At 64.4% G+C, this 17374-nt stretch carries 20 protein-coding genes and 4 tRNA genes; 7 read left to right on the top strand and 17 right to left on the bottom strand.

The window, feature by feature from the left end:
• Window positions 1–22: 22 nt before the first annotated feature.
• On the bottom strand, window positions 23–406 hold the full coding sequence (locus A9973_RS19695; protein WP_183015365.1) for a thioredoxin family protein: 384 nt from the start codon (window positions 404–406) through the stop codon (window positions 23–25).
• 63 nt (window positions 407–469) lie between these two features.
• Between A9973_RS19695 and A9973_RS19690 the strand changes: the two genes are divergently transcribed.
• The 3 genes from A9973_RS19690 to A9973_RS19680 all read left to right on the top strand — a co-directional run bounded on the left by A9973_RS19690 (window position 470) and on the right by A9973_RS19680 (window position 3152).
• Window positions 470–1279, top strand: coding sequence for an EI24 domain-containing protein (locus A9973_RS19690; RefSeq protein ID WP_183015364.1), 810 nt, complete (start codon window positions 470–472; stop codon window positions 1277–1279).
• Between the two features lie 33 nt (window positions 1280–1312).
• A complete protein-coding gene (locus A9973_RS19685) occupies window positions 1313–2128 on the top strand; it encodes a molybdopterin-binding protein (RefSeq protein ID WP_183015363.1) in 816 nt (271 codons plus the stop codon).
• A gap of 157 nt (window positions 2129–2285) precedes the next feature.
• On the top strand, window positions 2286–3152 hold the full coding sequence (locus tag A9973_RS19680) for an IclR family transcriptional regulator (RefSeq protein WP_169270510.1): 867 nt from the start codon (window positions 2286–2288) through the stop codon (window positions 3150–3152).
• 77 nt (window positions 3153–3229) lie between these two features.
• Here the strand turns inward: A9973_RS19680 and A9973_RS19675 are convergent, their stop codons facing one another.
• On the bottom strand, window positions 3230–4207 hold the full coding sequence (locus A9973_RS19675) for a tripartite tricarboxylate transporter substrate binding protein BugD (protein WP_183015362.1): 978 nt from the start codon (window positions 4205–4207) through the stop codon (window positions 3230–3232).
• A 386-nt stretch (window positions 4208–4593) separates the two neighbouring features.
• On the opposite strand from A9973_RS19675, the gene phaP reads away from it, so the two are divergent.
• Complete coding sequence (gene phaP, locus A9973_RS19670; protein ID WP_105555332.1) at window positions 4594–5172, top strand: TIGR01841 family phasin; 579 nt, start codon at window positions 4594–4596, stop codon at window positions 5170–5172.
• Between the two features lie 117 nt (window positions 5173–5289).
• On the opposite strand, the gene A9973_RS19665 is transcribed toward phaP, so the two are convergent.
• Genes A9973_RS19665 through A9973_RS19645 form a run of 5 tightly spaced genes read right to left on the bottom strand, consistent with a single transcriptional unit; the run spans window position 5290 to window position 9461 of the window.
• Window positions 5290–6333 (bottom strand): quinone-dependent dihydroorotate dehydrogenase, encoded by a 1044-nt coding sequence (locus A9973_RS19665; protein ID WP_183015361.1) that lies wholly within the window; start codon window positions 6331–6333, stop codon window positions 5290–5292.
• 57 nt (window positions 6334–6390) lie between these two features.
• Entirely contained in the window at window positions 6391–7125 is a 735-nt protein-coding gene (locus A9973_RS19660) for an arginyltransferase (RefSeq protein ID WP_183015360.1), read from the bottom strand.
• A gap of 41 nt (window positions 7126–7166) precedes the next feature.
• Entirely contained in the window at window positions 7167–7940 is a 774-nt protein-coding gene (aat, locus tag A9973_RS19655; RefSeq protein WP_183015359.1) for a leucyl/phenylalanyl-tRNA--protein transferase, read from the bottom strand.
• The gene (locus A9973_RS19650) at window positions 7937–8518 is read right to left on the bottom strand and encodes an NUDIX hydrolase (protein ID WP_183015358.1); all 582 of its coding nucleotides are present in this window, start codon (window positions 8516–8518) and stop codon (window positions 7937–7939) included. The genes aat and A9973_RS19650 overlap by 4 nt, the downstream gene beginning before the upstream one ends.
• A 10-nt stretch (window positions 8519–8528) precedes the next feature.
• The gene (locus tag A9973_RS19645; RefSeq protein WP_183015357.1) at window positions 8529–9461 is read right to left on the bottom strand and encodes a LysR family transcriptional regulator; all 933 of its coding nucleotides are present in this window, start codon (window positions 9459–9461) and stop codon (window positions 8529–8531) included.
• A 130-nt stretch (window positions 9462–9591) separates the two neighbouring features.
• On the opposite strand from A9973_RS19645, the gene A9973_RS19640 reads away from it, so the two are divergent.
• Both A9973_RS19640 and A9973_RS19635 read left to right on the top strand, forming a co-directional pair.
• On the top strand, window positions 9592–9993 hold the full coding sequence (locus A9973_RS19640; RefSeq protein WP_183015356.1) for a DoxX family protein: 402 nt from the start codon (window positions 9592–9594) through the stop codon (window positions 9991–9993).
• 111 nt (window positions 9994–10104) lie between these two features.
• Window positions 10105–10557: a nuclear transport factor 2 family protein gene (locus A9973_RS19635; protein WP_255469224.1), complete on the top strand. Its 453-nt coding sequence runs from the start codon at window positions 10105–10107 to the stop codon at window positions 10555–10557.
• Between the two features lie 23 nt (window positions 10558–10580).
• Here the strand turns inward: A9973_RS19635 and A9973_RS19630 are convergent, their stop codons facing one another.
• The 9 genes from A9973_RS19630 to A9973_RS19590 form a co-directional block, all read right to left on the bottom strand.
• Window positions 10581–11180, bottom strand: a complete 600-nt coding sequence (locus tag A9973_RS19630; protein ID WP_183015354.1) for a DUF2946 family protein — start codon at window positions 11178–11180, stop codon at window positions 10581–10583.
• A gap of 2 nt (window positions 11181–11182) precedes the next feature.
• Entirely contained in the window at window positions 11183–11500 is a 318-nt protein-coding gene (locus A9973_RS19625; RefSeq protein WP_255469223.1) for a hypothetical protein, read from the bottom strand.
• Between the two features lie 102 nt (window positions 11501–11602).
• Window positions 11603–11676 (bottom strand) — tRNA-Cys (locus A9973_RS19620).
• Window positions 11677–11731: 55 nt separating this feature from the next.
• Window positions 11732–11807 (bottom strand) — tRNA-Gly (locus tag A9973_RS19615).
• 233 nt (window positions 11808–12040) lie between these two features.
• Window positions 12041–12655 (bottom strand): hypothetical protein, encoded by a 615-nt coding sequence (locus tag A9973_RS19610; protein WP_183015352.1) that lies wholly within the window; start codon window positions 12653–12655, stop codon window positions 12041–12043.
• 87 nt (window positions 12656–12742) lie between these two features.
• A tRNA-Gly gene (locus A9973_RS19605) sits at window positions 12743–12818 on the bottom strand.
• Between the two features lie 140 nt (window positions 12819–12958).
• Window positions 12959–13669, bottom strand: a complete 711-nt coding sequence (locus tag A9973_RS19600; protein WP_183015351.1) for a hypothetical protein — start codon at window positions 13667–13669, stop codon at window positions 12959–12961.
• Between the two features lie 137 nt (window positions 13670–13806).
• Window positions 13807–14988 (bottom strand): hypothetical protein, encoded by a 1182-nt coding sequence (locus tag A9973_RS19595; RefSeq protein ID WP_183015350.1) that lies wholly within the window; start codon window positions 14986–14988, stop codon window positions 13807–13809.
• Window positions 14989–15172: 184 nt separating this feature from the next.
• Window positions 15173–15248 (bottom strand) — tRNA-Gly (locus A9973_RS19590).
• A 193-nt stretch (window positions 15249–15441) separates the two neighbouring features.
• On the opposite strand from A9973_RS19590, the gene murB reads away from it, so the two are divergent.
• Complete coding sequence (gene murB, locus A9973_RS19585; protein ID WP_183015349.1) at window positions 15442–16488, top strand: UDP-N-acetylmuramate dehydrogenase; 1047 nt, start codon at window positions 15442–15444, stop codon at window positions 16486–16488.
• 81 nt (window positions 16489–16569) lie between these two features.
• Here the strand turns inward: murB and dapB are convergent, their stop codons facing one another.
• The gene (gene dapB / locus A9973_RS19580) at window positions 16570–17361 is read right to left on the bottom strand and encodes a 4-hydroxy-tetrahydrodipicolinate reductase (protein ID WP_183015348.1); all 792 of its coding nucleotides are present in this window, start codon (window positions 17359–17361) and stop codon (window positions 16570–16572) included.
• Window positions 17362–17374: the final 13 nt, after the last annotated feature.

The raw sequence follows: 17374 nt of genomic DNA, 5'->3' as shown, positions 1-17374 counted from the left end.
CACGTTGGAAGCGTGGCGGGGTTCAGGCGGCCAGCAACTTTGGCAGATCCGGCAGCTCCGTGGCAATCGCCGGGCTGTTTTCGTCCACACTTTCCAGCAGCCGTTCCAGGTGCCCGATATGCGGCAGCATGGGGCCGTAGAACACCACGCGGGGACCGATCTGCACCAGCAGGGTCGGGAAGTTCTCGACGTCTTCATCGCCCAGAAGTTCGGCGTGGTCTTCGATGTCGATCCAGGCGAAGACGTGCTGCGGCAGCGTGTCGGCCAGCGCCTGCAGCTTGGGCCTGTATTGCTCGCAGGTGTCGCACCAGGCCGCGCAGAAGCAGGCCACCAGCCAGGTATCGGGGGTTGCGCCCAGCCGCTCGCGCAGGGCGGTCAGGTCGGAGCCGGGTACAAGTAGAGACATGTCAGCAGATGAAGGCGTGTTTGACTATCATACCCGGGATGTCCACCGCTTTTTTCCGCTCCCATGACCGCATTGCGCACTGATTCCCCTCCTCCCGCCAACGGCCGCCTGTCCACCGCAGGAGCCGGCGCCGTCAGCGTGGGCCAGGCGTTCAAGCGCGCGCTCGTTTCCCAATGCCATCCGACCATGCTGTTCGCGGTGCTGCTGCCGTTCCTGATCGCGCTGGTCGGCGCCTTCCTGCTGTTGTACCTGTTCTGGACGCCGCTGAACGAGTGGCTGGCCGCCGAGGCGGCGCGCTGGGACTTCGTGAACCGCGCCGAAGACTGGATGCTGGCGATGGGGCTGTTCTCCCTCAAGATCTACCTGGTGCCCATCGTCGCGGTGGCCATCCTGCTGCCGGTATCGGGCATCCTGGGTCTGGCGATCGCGGCGGTCTTCGTGATGCCGCTGGTGCTGCGCCACGTCGGGCAGCGCGAATACGCCAGTGTCGCGCGGCAGGGCAAGAACGCCACCGCGGTCAGCGTCTGGAACGCCGTCTGGGTGTCCGCGGCGTTTGCCGCCGGCTGGCTGTTGACGCTGCCGCTGTGGCTGGTGCCGCCGATGGCCATCGTGCTGTCGATCTTCTGGTGGGCGTTCGCGTTCTCGCGCATGATGCGCGTGGACGCCATCGTCGAGCACGCCAGCCCGGAAGAACGCAAGCTGATCCTTGAACGCAACAACGGCGGCTTCTGGACCATCGGCCTGATCTGCTCGCTGTTGAACCTGTTGCCGCCAGCGTGGATTATCCTGCCGGTGTTCTCGGCGCTGGTCTACGCGCATTACGGACTGGAAGCGCTGAAGCGCTTGCGCGAGGACCGCGTCATCGACGTCTGATCGGCGTCTTCCCCTTACCCTTTGGAATCGGACATGGCCGCAGAATCCGCCGCCCGCCGCATTGGCCTCATCATCGTCGGGGATGAAATCCTCTCGGGCCGCCGTCAGGACAAGCATTTCTCCAAGGTCGTCGAGCTTCTCAGCGCGCGCGGCATGCAATTGAGCTGGGCCGAAGTGCTGCCCGACGACCGCGACAGGCTGGCCGCCGCCTATCGGCGCAGCTTTGCTACCGGCGACGTGGTGCTCTCTTGCGGCGGCATCGGCGGCACGCCCGACGACCACACCCGCCAGGCCGCCGCCGCGGCGCTGGGCCTGCCGCTGGCCTTGCACCCCGAAGCCGAAGAAGCGATCGCCCTGCGCACCGCCGAAATGGCGGCCAAGGGGCAGGGCACCGCCGACATGAGCGCGCCCGAGAACCAGCAGCGCCTGCAGATGGGCATGTTCCCGCAAGGCTGCGAGATCGTCCCGAACCCGTATAACCGCATCCCGGGCTTCTTCATCCACGACCACACGTTCGTGCCGGGCTTCCCGGTCATGGCCTGGCCGATGCTGGAATGGACGCTGGACACCCGTTATCGTGCGCTGCAACATGTGCGCGCCCATGTCGAGCATTCCTTCCTGGTGTTCAGCATGCCCGAATCGCGCATCACGCCGGCCATGGTCAGCGTCGAAACGCGCTGGCCGGACGTGCGGGCGTTCAGCCTGCCGAGCGTCGGTGAAGCGGGCGGCACGCCGCACATCGAACTGGGCGTCAAGGGCGAACCCGCCGCCGCCGCAGAGGCGTTGGCGTTTTTGCGGGCTGAAGTGCTGCGCCTTGGCGGAAAGCTGGCGCCACCGCCCGCCCACTGAGCTTGACTGGCGTAAACGGGGGCGCACCCCGTTTATTACTGAAAAACCGATTGCCAAATGGCGCGGTAAATTTCACAATACGGGAAAGAACTGTTTGCTGCGTTGCCGCAAGGCCGGTTTTTTTCGGCGGCGCGGCACTAGCCCCAATCCTTCCCCTATGCCCCGTCTTTCGCCCCCCCGCAATCCCCTGGACGCCGAAACCGAAGGCGCTTCCGCCCATCCCATCGCCATCCAGGTGATCGAGCGCGCCATGCGCCTGCTGGACGCCCTGGCCGCCCAGCAAGACCCGGTGACGCTCAAGGAATTGTCCGCGACCACCGGCCTGCATGCCTCCACCGCGCACCGCATCCTGAACGACCTGGTCGTAGGCCGCTACGTCGAGCGCGTGGACAACGGCCTGTATCAGCTGGGCATGCGCCTGCTGGAACTGGGTTCGCTGGTGAAGGGGCGCCTGAACGTGCGCGAGGCGGCGATTTCGGCCATGCGCTCGCTGCACAAGCTGACCGGGCAGACGATCAACCTGTCTGTCCAGCAGGGCGACGAGATCGTCTACATCGACCGTGCCTGGAGCGAACGCTCGGGCATGCAGGTGGTACGCGCCATCGGCGGCCGTGCGCCTTTGCACCTGACCTCCACCGGAAAGCTGTTCCTGTCCACCGGCGATACGCGCCAGGTGCGGGCCTATGCGTTGCGCACCGGCCTGGCCGGCCACACGCGCAACAGCCTGACGGACCTGGACCGCCTGGAACGCGAACTGGCCCTGGTGCGCCGCCACGGCTACGCCCGCGACAACGAAGAACTGGAATTGGGCGTGCGATGCATCGCCGCAGGCATTTTCGACGACACCGGCAAGCTGGTGGCGGGCTTATCGATCTCGGCGCCGGCCGAACGCCTGCAGGACGACTGGATCAAGGCCCTGGTCGACACCGCAGCCAGCATCTCCGAAGCCTTGGGTTACGAGCCGTCCGTGTCCACCGGTTTCAACGGGCTGGGGATGGCGGCGGAAGCCTTGCGGCCTTCCTGACCGCCTCGCCGCCCAGAAAAAAGCCCCCATGCGGGGGGCTTTTCGTTGGAAGGCCCTGTTTTCGCAGGGCCGTCCCCTTACTGCTGTTCCACGCCGGCCTTCTTGAACAGCTCGGCCCACTGGGGCACTTGCTGCTTGACCTTGGCTTCCAGCGCTTGCGGGTTGGCTTCCGGCGTCAGCACCGTGGCGCCCAGCTGCTTCATGCGTTCCTGGAACTTGGGGTCGGCCAGGCCGGCCTGCAGGCTCTTGATCAGCTTGTCCACCACCGGCTTGGGCGTGCCCTTCGGCACCCACATCCCGTGCCAGATGCCCACGTCGAAGCCCTTGTAGCCGGACTCGTCCATGGTCGGCAGCTTGGGCAGGGTCGGGACGCGCTGCAGGCTGGTCACGGCGTAGGCCTTGACCTTGCCGCTTTCGATCTGCTGCGTGGTGTTGGTGGTCTGGTCGCACAGCAGGTCCACCTGCTTGCCCAGCAGGTCGTTCATGGCAGGCGCCGTGCCCTTGTAGGGGATCGTCAGCAGCTGCACGCCCAGCGCTTCGACCAGCATGGTGCCGCACAGATGGCTGGCGGCGCCGATGCCGGCGTTGGCCAGCGAGACCTTGTCCTTGTTCTGTTTGACGTACTCGGCCAGTTCCTTGATGTTGTTGGGCGGGAAGTCCGAGCGCGCGATGATGGTCATGGGCACGTCGACGACCAGGCCGATGGGCTCGAAGCTCTTGTACGGGTCGTAGCCGGGGTTCTTGTACAGCGACGGCGCCGTGGAGAAGCCGGCGTGCATCAGCAGGATGGAATAGCCGTCCGGCTGGGCGCGGGCGACTTGCGTCGTGCCGATGGTGCCGCCGGCGCCGCCTTTGTTTTCTACCACAACCGTCTGGCCCAGACTCGGACGCATGGCTTCCGCCAGTGAGCGGGCGACGTTGTCGGTCGGGCCGCCTGCGGCGAAGGGCACCACCATATTGATGGGGCGTTCCGGGTATTCCGCGTGGGCGACGCCTGCCGCGAGCAGGGCGCTGGCCGCGAGCAGGGCCGAAAGCGTGCGGGGAATAAGGGTCATGAAGTCTCCAATTGCAGGGGGTTTTGCTTGCTGCGATGTAGTTATTGACCGCTGACTTTTGATTTGTATTTGTCTGTCATCAGCGTGAAAGCAGTTTAGAAAAGAATTGATACGCCGTCATGTCCGGTATTTCCCGAATCATGGGAAATTCTTGTGCAGGATCAGAGGCGTGCCCAAGGCGTGCACCGTAAAAGTGCAAATACTTGTTGCGTCGCACAAAAACTGCTTGACAAGGAATATTGCCCGTCTAGAATGTGAATTGTGCAGTGCATCAAACGGGCCGGCGGTAGCTTGTAGTACCAGTTTCCGCGCACGTTTTTATTTTTCGTCGCAGACAACCATCCTGACTTGCCGGAAGCGTCCGGCTACCCATAAAGGAGCATTCTATGAGCGCAATTCCGCAACAAGTTCTGGACCGCCAGAAGGCCAGCATCAACACTTTCGTGGCCGCCCAGTCCGCCGTTTTCGCCGGCTTTGAAAAGCTGGTCGAGCTGAACCTGAAGGTCGTGCGCGCCACCCTGGACGAAGTCGCCCAGCGTTCGCAACAAGCCGCCGAAGTGAAAGACCCGCAAGAAGCCGCGGCGTTCGCCTCCGGTCTGCTGCAGCCGGGCGCCGAAAAGGCCATGGCTTACACCAAGCACGTGTATGACATCGTTGCCGGCGTGCAAGGCAGCCTGGTCAAGCTGACCGAAGAACAGATCGCCGAAGGCCAGCAACAGCTGAGCGAAGCCGTCGACCAGTTCTCGAAGAACGCCCCGGCCGGCTCGGAAAGCGCCGTCGCCCTGTTCAAGTCCTCGCTGGCCACCGCGACCAGCGCTTACGATTCCGTCACCAAGGCCGCCAAGCAGGCTGCCGAAGTCGCCGAATCGAACCTGAATGCCGCCGCCAACGCGACCTTCAAGGCAGCAACGGATGCCGCCGATGCCGCCACCAAGGTTGCCAGCCGTAGCCGTCGCACCGCCTAAGTCTCTGGCGCGCGATGCTGCGCAAATCGCAGTAATGTAGTACTGTTGAGTGACAGAGCAGAGCTGGAATTAGGGCCACCCACCGGGTGGCCCCTTTTTTTTGCCCTGCGTGGGGCTCTAGCTTTTTGAGACAGCGTGGACGCACTCGCTGACCAAGGCCGGGCCGCGATAGATCAGTCCTGTGTACAACTGCACGGCATCCGCGCCGGCGGCCATTTTTTCGCGGGCCTGCTGGCCCGACATCACGCCGCCCACGCCGATGATGGCCAGACTGTCGCCCAGTTGTGCCTTCAGGCGGCGGATCACTTTCAATGACAGTTCATGCACCGGCGCGCCGGACAGGCCGCCGGCTTCGTCGGCGTGCGCCAGGCCGGCGACCGAATCGCGCGACAGCGTGGTGTTGGTGGCGATGACGCCGTCGATGCCGTGGCGCGGCAGCGTGTCGGCGATCGCGTCGATCTGCTCTTCTGTCAGGTCAGGGGCGATCTTCACGGCCATCGGCACGCGGCGCTGGTGCTGGTCTTCCAGCGCCCGGCGCTTGTCCGCCAACTGCGCCAGCAGCGCCGACAGCTCGTCGCCGCTCTGCAGCGCGCGCAGGTTTTTGGTGTTGGGCGACGAAATATTCACCGTCACGTAGTCGGCATGGGGATACACGCCTTCCAGGCCGATCAGGTAATCGTCGGCTGCGCGCTCGATCGGCGTATCGGCGTTCTTGCCGATGTTCAGGCCCAGGATGCCGCCCTGCTTGCGCCACTGGCTGCGCTGCACGTTGGCCAGGAACGCGTCCAGGCCCTGGTTATTGAAACCCAGACGGTTGATCAGCGCATTGGCGCGCGGCAGGCGGAACATGCGCGGCTTCGGGTTGCCGGGCTGCGCGCGCGGGGTGACCGTGCCGACTTCGATGAAACCGAATCCCAGATTGCCCAGCGCGTCGATATAGGCGCCGTTCTTGTCCAGGCCCGCCGCCAGCCCGATCGGGTTGGCCAGCCGCATGCCCATCAGCGTGCTGGGCGCCTGGGGTTGCGCATGCATCAGCTTGCGCGTGGCGCCGCACTCGTAGGCGCGTTGCAGGCCCGACAGCGTGACTTCGTGGGCGGTTTCCGCGTCCATGGCGAACAGCGCCGGGCGGGCCAGGGGATAGGCGTGGAAGAGGATAGACATGGGGCGGAATTGTAGAGCGAATTTCACCGGCCTTGCGGCCGCCCCGGGCGGGAGAAATCAGGGGGACGGAACAACCTGGTCGCGCCATTCGCCGTCGGCCAGGAATTGCGCGGGATGGAAGCTGGACTTATAGGACATTTTGCGGCTGTCCTTGATCCAGTAGCCCAGGTACAGCCAGGGCAGGTTCAGGTTGCGGCACTGCTCGATCTGCCACAGGATGCTGTAGGTGCCCAGGCTGCCTTCGACGTCCGGATCGTAGAACGTGTAGACCGACGACAGGCCGTCATCCAGCACGTCGATGATGGACACCATCATCAGCACCCCGTCGGGGTCGCGGAATTCCACCAGGCGCGTGTTCACGCGGCTGGTCAGCAGGAACTGCGCATATTGGGTGCGGCTGTCTTCGTCCATGCCGCCGCCCGGGTGCCGGCCCTGTTGATAACGCGTATACAGCCGGTAATGCTCGGGCGACCACGCCAGTTCAGCGACGAAAGATTGCAGGTCCTGGTGGGCGCGCCACGCGCGGCGCTGGCTGCGGTTGGGCGCGAACCCGGCGGCGTCGACACGCACGGGCACGCAGGCCTGGCAGTTGTCGCAATGGGGGCGGTAGGTGAACAGCCCGCTGCGGCGGAAGCCTTGTTCGACCAGTTGCGAATACGTGCCCGCGTTGATCAGATGGCCGGGCGCGGCGACCTGCGACCGAGCCTGTCGACCTGGCAGATAACTGCAAGGGTAGGGAGCGGTTGCGTAGAACTGCAGCGTGGAGAAGGGAAGTTCTTTGAGCTGGCTCATGAGGGATTACGCATCGCGACGGCAAGTCCGCGACGGGATGGCTACATATTAACGCCTAAGTCGGCGTCGGATGCGGCATCGGGCCACAGGCACCCGCCGCTGTCCAGGATTCCTCGTGTCCATGGAATGGGCGCTTGCGCCGTCGCCTGGCGTACGTGCTGCAGGAAGCGGCTCCGCGAGATCGGGCGGGCGCCCAGGCTGGCCAAGTGCCGCGTCTGCTGTTGGCAATCGATGCAGGCCACACCAAAGTGGCTCAGGTAGCGCACCAGGTAGGCCAGCGCGATCTTCGAGGCGTTGGGCACGCGGGTGAACATGGATTCGCCGAAGAACATGCCGCCCAGGCTGATGCCGTACAGGCCGCCCGCCAGCTCGCCGTCCATCCAGGTTTCGATGCTGTGCACGTATCCGGCCTGATGCCAGCCGGCGTAGGCCTGCTGCATGGCGCTGGTGATCCAGGTGCCGGGCTGGCCGTCGCGCGGTGCGGCGCAATGCGCCATCACCTGGGGGAAAACGGTATCCACGCGCACCTGCACCCGGGGCGAGGCGTCGTGTTCATGGCTGGCGATCTGGCGCAGTAGCTTGCGCAGCGAATGCGACGGGGAAAAGTCCGTCAGCGTCAGCACCATGCGGGGGTCGGGGCTCCACCACAGCACGGGTTCGCCTTCCGAATACCAGGGGAAGATGCCGTTGGAATAGGCCTGTATCAACCGCTCTTGGGATAGATCCGCGCCCGCCGCCAGCAGGCCGTCAGGGTCCGTCAGCGCGAATTCCGCTGGCGGAAACGGAGTGTCGGCGGCAAGCCAGGGCAGCTTCAACGGTGCGATTCTAGGGTGTAGTGGTGGGGGACGAAGACGCCTTGCTTGCGGTCTTCGAAATAGTGCCGCAGCGTCGTGGCGACGGTGCGGAACGCCAGATCATCCCAAGGGATCTCGGCTTCGTCGTACCAGCGGGCCTCCAGGCTTTCCGGGCCGGGGTCCAGTTCGGGGCCTAGCGCCTGGGCCATATAGAACACGTGTACCTGGTCGATCTGGGGCAGGTCGATCAGGGTGTAGAGCTCGCCCAGCTGGATGCGCGCGCCGGATTCCTCCAGCGTTTCGCGGGCGGCGCCTTGCGCGGTGCTCTCGCCCAGCTCCATGAAGCCCGCGGGCAGCGTCCAGGTGTTGTAGCGCGGTTCGATCGCGCGCCGGCAAAGCAGGATGCGATTTTCCCAGACCGGGACCGTGCCGACCACCAGACGCGGGTTCTGATAGTGGATCGCGCCGCAGTGATCGCAGATGTCGCGTTCACGGTTGTCGCCTTCCGGCACCCGGCGGTTGACGGGCGTGCCGCACTGGCTGCAGAAAAGTGAACGACGAGGGGCGGGGAAGTATTCGATGGACGGTTTGGCGGTCATGGGTAGGATTCTAACGGCTGCGGCGGGGACTGGCGCGCCGCCCGGGGGCAGACGGGGCCGGGTTGCCGAAGCGCGCTTCCAGGTGCTCGACGAAAGAGCGCACCTTGGGCGACAGGAACCGCCGGTGGGGATAGATGGCGTACATCGAGATCGGAGTGTGCGCGTAGTCGGCCAGCAGCGTCACGAGCCGCCCGGCGCGGATGTCGTCCCCCACCAGGAATTCGGGCTGCAGAATGACCCCGTGCCCGGCCAGCGAAGCGGTGCGCAGCACATCGCCGTTGTTGGCGCGCAGCGCCGCGTTCACACGGACCAGATGCGTGACGCCGTCTTTCTCGAAATGCCATTCGTTGCCGGTGCTGGCGTAGGCGTAATGCAGGCAGCGGTGCTGCTTCAGGTCTTCCGGCGTCTTGGGCGTGCCGTGGCGCTTCAGATAGGCGGGCGCCGCGCAGACCAGCAATTGTTGCGGCGCCAGCGGGCGCGCCACCAGCGACGAATCCAGCAGCGGGCCGATGCGCACGGCCACGTCGAACCCGTCTTCGACCAGGTCCACGACCCGGTCGTTCAGGTCCAGGTCGATGACGACGTCGGGGTAGCGCTGCAGATACTCGGCGATGGCGGGGCCCAGGTGCAGGATGCCGAACGACACTGGCGCACTGACCCGCAGGCGGCCGCTGGGGCGCTGGCCTTCGGCCTGCAGCGACAGCTCCAGGTCGGCCACTTCGGCCAGGATCGGGCGCACGCGGTCATAGAACGCGCGGCCCGCGTCGGTCATGCTGAGCTTGCGCGTGGTGCGGTTCAACAGGCGCACGCCGTACTTCTGTTCCAGATAGGCGATCTGCCGGGTCACGACGGACCGGGCTTGCCCCATCTTGTCGGCCGCGGCCGCGAATGAGCCCAGTTCCACGACCTTGGCGAAGGTCTGCATAGCGGTATGGGTGTCCAAGATTGTTTCCTAACGGGGAACAATAATTTGCAATTCTGCATGTTTATCTTTGTTTTTGGAATCGCAAGAATAGCGGCCAAGATGAATCTTCCCGTATCGGGCGATTCCCGAACCGCTCAAGGAGAGCGCAATGATTGATACCCGTACCGCGCCCTACGCCGCGCTCTTGCTGCGTGTCGCCCTTGGCGTCATGTTCCTGGCCCACGGCCTGACCAAGCTGCTGGTGTTCACGCTGCCCGGCACCGCGCAATTCTTCGCCAAGATCGGTTTTGCCGGCTGGCTGGCCTACCCGGTCACGTTCTTCGAGGTCGCCGCGGGCGCGCTGCTGATCCTGGGCATCGTGCCGCGCTGGGTCGCCGCCATCGCGGTGGTGCAGCTGTTCGTGGCCTCGACCGTCCATTTCGGCAATGGCTGGGGCTTCGGCAACGCTGGCGGTGGCTGGGAATACCCGATCTTCCTGACCGTGGGCGCCGCCGTGCTGGCGCTGCTGGGCGACGGCAAGTTCGCGCTGGTCAAGAGCGGCCTCGGCTGATCGCTGCGCGCACCAGACTGTCTACCGAGGCGGTCATGGTCGACGGGGCGGCCGGCTCATAGAATGAGCCGGCCGCCCTTTTTCCGTTCAGGAGTCTTGATGATTGTTTCGATGCGATTGATCCGACGCGCCGCGGGCGCGTTGCTGTTTGCCGCGGCTTTGTCGCCCGCCGTCCAGGCAAGCCCCGAACAAGAGGCCGCCAACAAGGCCGCGGTGCTGGCCTTCTACGAAAAGGGGCTGAACCAGAAGGATGCGGATGCCGCGCTGAAATATGTGGGCGACCGCTATGTGCAGCACAACCCGAACGCGGCCGACGGCCCGGAGGGCTTCCGCAAGTTCGTCGCCTTTCTGCGCGATAAATTCCCGAAGTCGCATAGCGAGATCAAGCGCGCCTTCACCGATGGCGATTATGTGATCCTGCATGTGCACGCGGTGCGCGAACCTGGCACGCGGGGCAACGCCATCATCGATATTTTCCGTCTGGAGCAGGGCAAGATCGTCGAGCATTGGGATGCGGTGCAGCCCATTCCCGAGCAGTCCGCCAACACCAACGGCATGTTCTGACCGTTGACGCCGGCTTGGTCGGATCAGTCTTGCGGCGCGCGGGGGTTGGGATCGAATCCCAGAGCTTGCGCGACGTCCTGTCCGGCAATGGCCCGCAGCGGCACGGCCGGGTAGACGTCCGGCCATGAGGCCTGTATCACCTGGCCCGGCGCCAGGTCGGCCAACGCGTCGAGCAAGGACGCGCCGTGGCCCGGCACCAGTTTTTCCAGCAGCGCGGGCAGATCTCGGTCCAGCACGATGCCGCCGCCGGCCGGCGTCATTGCGTACAGCTGGCCCGCATCGTCCAGCCACCATCCGCTGACGGACTCGACCGGCGCATTCGTGTGGGTGAGCAAGCGGCGGTTGTCGTCGCTTAACCGCAGCACGAATGGGGCCGCGTCCAGGCGCAGGAAGACGCGCTGCGGCCCGTTTTGAAAGAACCATCTGCCCGCGTCGTCATGCCCGTAGTTGCGGTTGATGAATTCCAGGATCTGGGTATTGGTGATGGATTCTCCCTCGCCGCCTTGCGTGGCGAGGCCTTGCGGATGCAGGCGCCAGCGGCCACGGCCGTCCAGCGACAGCCAGCCGAAGACTGCCGGCACGTCGGGCCAGCGGGCGATGGCGTCCTTCACCGATTGATCCATGTTCAGGGCCGGATGATGATGGGGGGCGGGTTGATGATGATCGCGGGCGCCGCCATGGGCATGATGACCTGCGGCGGCGCCATGTAGCCCTGATGATAATCGTCACGGCACTTGCGCTTTTCCTGATACTCGCCGTTGCGCTTCCATTTGCGCTCGACCCGGCAATTGCCTTCCCAATACTTCTCTTTGTACTCGCGGCCGTGGCGATGGTGGTGGCGGTCGGAATCGGCTTCGGCCGCCAGCGGCGCAAGCGACAGCAGCGCGGCGGTCGATAAGACGAGCAAGGGGGAACAGGCGCGGGAATTCAGAATGCGGTGCATGGGTTCGACGTCAAATGAAAACGGCGTCACCATAGCAATCATTCGATTGACAGCGCGTAGGGATGCGTAACGAGATGCTGGGGGGGAGGGGGGAAAAGATGCTGGAGGCGCAAGCCGGAATCGAACCGACGTACACGGATTTGCAATCCGCTGCATGACCACTCTGCCATTGCGCCAGCACTTGCAAGAAAAAAGGAAGCGCGGTGTTGGCCGTTGCTTCCTTTTTGTATTTGGAGCGGGAGACGAGTCTCGAACTCGCGACCTCAACCTTGGCAAGGTTGCGCTCTACCAACTGAGCTACTCCCGCTTTGTACTGCTGTATTGCTTGGTACCTATTTCAGTACCGCAGTATTTCAATACCGCATTATTTCAGTACCGCATGCATCGCTGCATGTTTGGTGAAGGTCTGCAGAAGCTTTTTGCTGCTTTTCGCTTGCTCTCTGCTTGCTGGTTGTTTGAAGTTATCGCTGAACCCGTCTCCACCAAAGACAGCAATTATACACGAAAATTTTGGCTTGTGTGGAAAAGGGGCAGGCGGAGTTAGCGTTTATCGCCACGCTGCCATTGCTGATAGGCGTAGCGGGTCGCCGCAGATACCGATTCCAGCACTTTTTGATGGTTGACCTGATGCCGCAGCATCAATCGCGCATCGGCCACTGCGCGAGATTTGCAGAACCAATGGCAGCTGTGCTGCAGCAGATATAGCTCTGCCGAGAGTTGGAACGCGCGGGCTTTCGCGTCCAGGTGATCTTCGTTGTCCACGACGTGACGCAGGCCGGCTGCGTGGATGTGCAGCAGTTCACGAAAATCCCGGGTTGCCGCAGGAACAAAGCGTTCGATGTACGGCACGCAAAGCGAGAGCGTGGATACGCGAGCGGCCTGCGGGCTTTCCTTTTGCATCGCGTTGGCCAGCGAGTTTGCCTGTGATGCCATGGCGCGTTCGGTCTGGGCAAAAGTTTCCAGCACCTGCAGCTGGCGCGATTCGGATTCTTCGCGAATGGCGCGGGAGTAGCCTTGCGTCAACGTTTCCATGTGACGCTCAAGCTGCAAGCTGCCCAAATGCCGCCCCAGCAAGGCGATGCGCGCGCGCTGGTAGCGCACGCGCAACACTTGCCATGCCAAGGCCACCATCAGCAGGATTAATACGCTGTCCATCGCCTATGTCCTCTTTGCTAAATCCGCCATTGCTAAACCCGAATACAAAGCAAAAGGCCCAAACCGAAGTCTGGGCCTTTTTGAATGTGGAGCGGGAGACGAGTCTCGAACTCGCGACCTCAACCTTGGCAAGGTTGCGCTCTACCAACTGAGCTACTCCCGCATTTTCCCGCGCTGAAAACATCTGGATTTGTGCAACCCGAAACGTTGTTCTTTGCAAGAGAGGCGGAAGTATACAGAAATTTTAAAAGTTTGCACGCGGCGAGGGGCGCGGGCCCGGATTTCATGATCGGGGCCGCGTCCTCAATCGCTTATTTCACAAATGACGCGGTGCGCGCGCAGCTGCTTTTGCGTGTCCAGATAGCACAGCATCACGCTGTTTTCCAGGCACGCGATCGTAGCCGCGCTGGCCAGTTCCGGCGACAGGCTGCTCAGGTCGAATGCGATGCTCGCGGCAGGGCCCGCCTTGCGGCGTATCTGCGCGAGGATCCGGTCAAGCCGCAGAGTCAGCTGGCGGATGTCTGCGGTATCGGGCAGGGGGCGCGCATGCAGCGTGATGCCGGCGGCGGCGCAAGCGGCTTCCAGTGGCGCCAGGTCGCCGGCTTGCCGGTACAGCGCATGCAGCGTGGGGCCTCGCGCGTCGGGCGGAAGGTCGCGCAACGTCTGGTCGCCGGTCGCAAGCGTGATCAGGTGGTCCGGTTTCGGAGAGGCGACCGGTGGGCTCATCCGGTAAAGGACGCGTCGTTTGAAGTGATGCACCGTCATCATCGAAGACACGAACATCAGCAGCAACGCCAACAGCAAGGGCATCAGCCAGATCATCAGGCTGGGGCGGTCGGTGAACGGGTGCAGGTAGTTTTCAACCGCGGCCGGGTAGAAGTAGCGCAGCACGGGCTTGAACATGAGCCCTTCGTTCAGCGCATCGGTGACCCAGCTGATCAAGACGACCGAACCGATCGCGTAGCTGGCGGTTTTCAAACGGTGCAGCAGCACTGCGCGGCGGATTCCCATCATGGCGCTGGCCTCCTTGGGGGTTGGCGGCGAGCGCGTGCGTCACGCGCGGCCGGCAAGACCGTCGATTATGCCCAGCAAGGCGGAGGGCTGCGCCCCGGCCAGCGCCCGAGTCCGTCTAAGGTTTGATATCCGGCAACTCAGGGGGGAACGCAATCCGTCCGGCGTTTGGGAAATGCCGGCTCGTCCGGGCCGGCCAGCAGCTCGGCCAGACGCGCTCGCGCCGCGGACGGCAAGCGGGCCGGGTCCGCGCCCGCGTCGATCAATTGGGCCGCGACCGGCTTTCTGCCGATGCGCACGGCCTCCTCAAGCGCGGAGGCGCCGTTGCGAGGCCGGGCGTCCAGATCCGCGCCATGCGCGCGCAGCAGGCGCAGGAACTCGGCTGCGCGCGGCGATTGCGTATCGCGCATGAAATCGGACAGCGCGGCGATGGGGGCCGTGCCGGGGTAGGGATCGGGTCCGTTGATGATGGCGTCTACCGGCAAGCCCTGCGTGTCGATGAGCCATCGGCCGACTGTCGTCGCGGCGCCGCTTGCGGCCGCCACGAGCAGGGTGTCGTTCTGGTCCAGGGTCTTGCCGCGCAAGGTCAGCGGCACGCCGTTGGCGGCGAGCGCCTTCACGGTGTCCAGGCGGTCGAGCATCGCCGCTGTCCACATGGCCTCGCGCCGCGCCGCCATGTCGCTTGCGGGCAGCAGCAGGGCCACGAGCGCGTCGTCGCGCTGCGCGACCGCGACGCTCAAGGCGGAAAGCGCCGGCAGGTACCGGCCTTCGCAGGTGTGCAGGTCCATAGAGGGCGCGGTCAGGCTGGCGCTGACCGTCGCGCCTTGCGCGATCAGGTGGCTGGCCACTTGATGGGCGCGCGCCATGGTCGCGTTCATCAGCAGGCCCTGGTCGGTGATTCCTTCGCGGCATGCCGTGCCGCAGGATTGCCGCGCCAAGGTCAGGGCGGCGACGTCGTCGCTGCGCACCGCGTTCCAGACGGCGCCGCGTTGCTGGTGGCTGCGGCGGTCCTGCAAGTTGTCCCAGACGGCTTTGCATGCGATGGCGGCAAAGGCGATGGTGGGCAGGGCTTGGAGGATCAGCACGATCCGCAGCCACCGCAAGCGCGCGCCCAGCCGCCAGGCCAGCAGATTGCAGAGGAACGAAATGGCGTTGCCCAGGCCCAGCCCCATCAACCCCAGCGCCAAGGCCAGATTCGGGAACATGCCACCCGTGGAATTCGTGGCGAGGCCGGCAATGCCCGCGATAACGCCCGCGACCAGGGACAGGCCGGATAAGACAGCAAGCAATGGATTGAAGGCGGGGGTATGGGAGCGCGGCATGCCCGGGAATGTACCGCGATGTGCGGCAATGCGCCGCGCCTGTGGTGCTCGTGCGGCATGCATGTGCGCCATGCATGCGCTGTGCATGCGCTGTGCATGCGTATTGAGCGGGCATGAAAAAAGGGCCCGCAGGCCCTTTTTAATGATTCGCAGAATTTTCAGGAAAACGCTGCAAATCTGAATTTGGAGCGGGAGACGAGTCTCGAACTCGCGACCTCAACCTTGGCAAGGTTGCGCTCTACCAACTGAGCTACTCCCGCGTAGATTCTGAAAAAACGATCCAGAACCTTTTTCTTATTCACTCTGATCAACTTGGTTATCGATCAGAAGGCGCGCATCTTACATGATTTTTTCGAGTTTGTCATGAGAGCGATGTTGCGTGAACATCAAACCCAAACACTCAATCAAGTAATATGAGCGAAGACCAAAACTATAGCATAGCCAGTAGCACCCATGTCAAATCCCGCTGCCACCAACGCCGCGCCTGTTGCGTTGACCCCCGCCACCCAAGACCTGACCCGGCTGAATACGCTGGGGCTGGCGTCCCAGGCCGGCGCGTTCGTCACGTTGGACGACCCCGCGCAATTGCCCGCGTTGTCGGATCTGGCGCGGCAGGCCGATTCCCTGCTGGTGCTGGGCGGCGGTAGCAATGTGGTGCTGCCCCAGCGGGTGCCGGGCCTGGTCGCCCGCGTGGCGTTCAAGGGCGTACGCCTGCTGGAGGCGCGGCCTGATGCCTGGCTGGTCGAGGCGGCGGGCGGCGAGAACTGGCACGGTTTCGTTGCGGCTTGCGTGGACAATGGCTGGGACGGCCTGGAGAACCTGGCGCTTGTCCCCGGAACGGTGGGGGCCGCACCGGTCCAGAACATCGGCGCTTATGGCGTGGAGTTCGACGCGCGCTTCCATAGCCTGACCGCATGGGACGTGCCGGCCGGGCGCATGGTTGAAATGCGTGCCGACGATTGCCGCTTCGCCTATCGCGACAGCGCGTTCAAGCACGATGCGCCGGGCCGCTGGGTCATCGTCAGCGTGCGCTTCGCGTTGCCCCGCCCGTGGCGCCCCGTGCTGGGCTATCCCGACCTGCAGCGCCATGCTCGGCTGGTGCAAGGCGAGCCGACGGCTCGCGACGTTTTCGACGCGGTGTGCGAGATCCGCCGCGCCAAGCTGCCCGACCCCGCCGTGACCGGCAATGCAGGCAGTTTCTTCAAGAACCCCATCGTGGCGGCCAATGTGCGTGACAGCCTGGCGGCGCATTTTCCCGGGCTGGTGTCCTACGTCCAGCCGGACGGCCGCTACAAGCTGGCGGCGGGCTGGCTGATCGATCAATGCGGCTGGAAGGGGCGGGCGTTGGGCGCGGCCGGCGTGCACGACCGTCAGGCGCTTGTGCTGGTGAACCGCGGCGGGGCCACGGCGGCGGACATCATGGGGTTGGCGCACGCGATCCAGCAGGCCGTCGCCGAACGCTATGGCGTCAGGCTGGAGCCGGAGCCCGTGGTGGTCTGAACGGCCGGTGACGCGCGCCAGACCGCCTTTCGCGAGCAAAAAAAAGGATCCCTAGGGATCCTTTTTTGCGTTTGCCGAACGTTAGAGGCCCAGCACCGATTGCATGTCGTACAGGCCGTTGTGCTTGTCTTCCAGGAAGCGCGCGGCGCGCAGCGCGCCTTCCGCGTAGGTGGCGCGGCTGGCCGAGCGGTGGGTGATCTCGATGCGTTCGCCGATGCCGCAGAACGACACCGTGTGATCGCCCACGATGTCGCCGCCGCGCAGGACCGAGAAACCGATGGTGCCGGGCTTGCGCACGCCGGTGTCGCCGTGGCGGCTCCAGGTGGCGACGTCCGGCAGGGCTACGTCCCAGGCCGATGCGATGGTTTCGCCCATCTTCAAGGCGGTGCCCGACGGCGCGTCGACCTTGTTGCGGTGGTGCGCTTCGAACACTTCGACGTCGTAACCGGAATTCAGGATGCGCGCAGCCATGTCCAGCAGCTTGAGCGTGGCGTTGACGCCGACGCTCATGTTGGGCGCGAACACGATGGCGATCTTCTGCGCGGCGACATCGATCGCGGCGCGGCCGCTCTCGTCGAAGCCCGTCGTGCCGATCACGGCGCGCGTGCCGTGCTTGACGCAGGCCTGCAAGTGCTCGAGCGTGCCTTCGGGGCGGGTGAAGTCGATCAGGCAGTCGGCCTGGGCCAGGGCGTCGAGGTCGTCGGTGATGAGCACGCCGGTCTGTTGGCCCAGCGGTGCGCCGGCATCCTGGCCCAGGGCGGTCGAGCCCTTGCGGTCCAGCGCAACCGTCAGTTGCAGGCCGGTGGACTTGAGGACGGCATCGATCAGCATCTGGCCCATACGGCCGCTGGCGCCGGCAATTGCAATACGCATGTAGAGAATCCTT

The sequence above is a fragment of the Achromobacter sp. UMC46 genome (assembly GCF_014170335.1).
Classification (GTDB): domain Bacteria; phylum Pseudomonadota; class Gammaproteobacteria; order Burkholderiales; family Burkholderiaceae_B; genus Achromobacter.
Note: the sequence above shows the minus strand (reverse complement) of the source record. Positions and strands in the feature narration are given on the sequence as shown.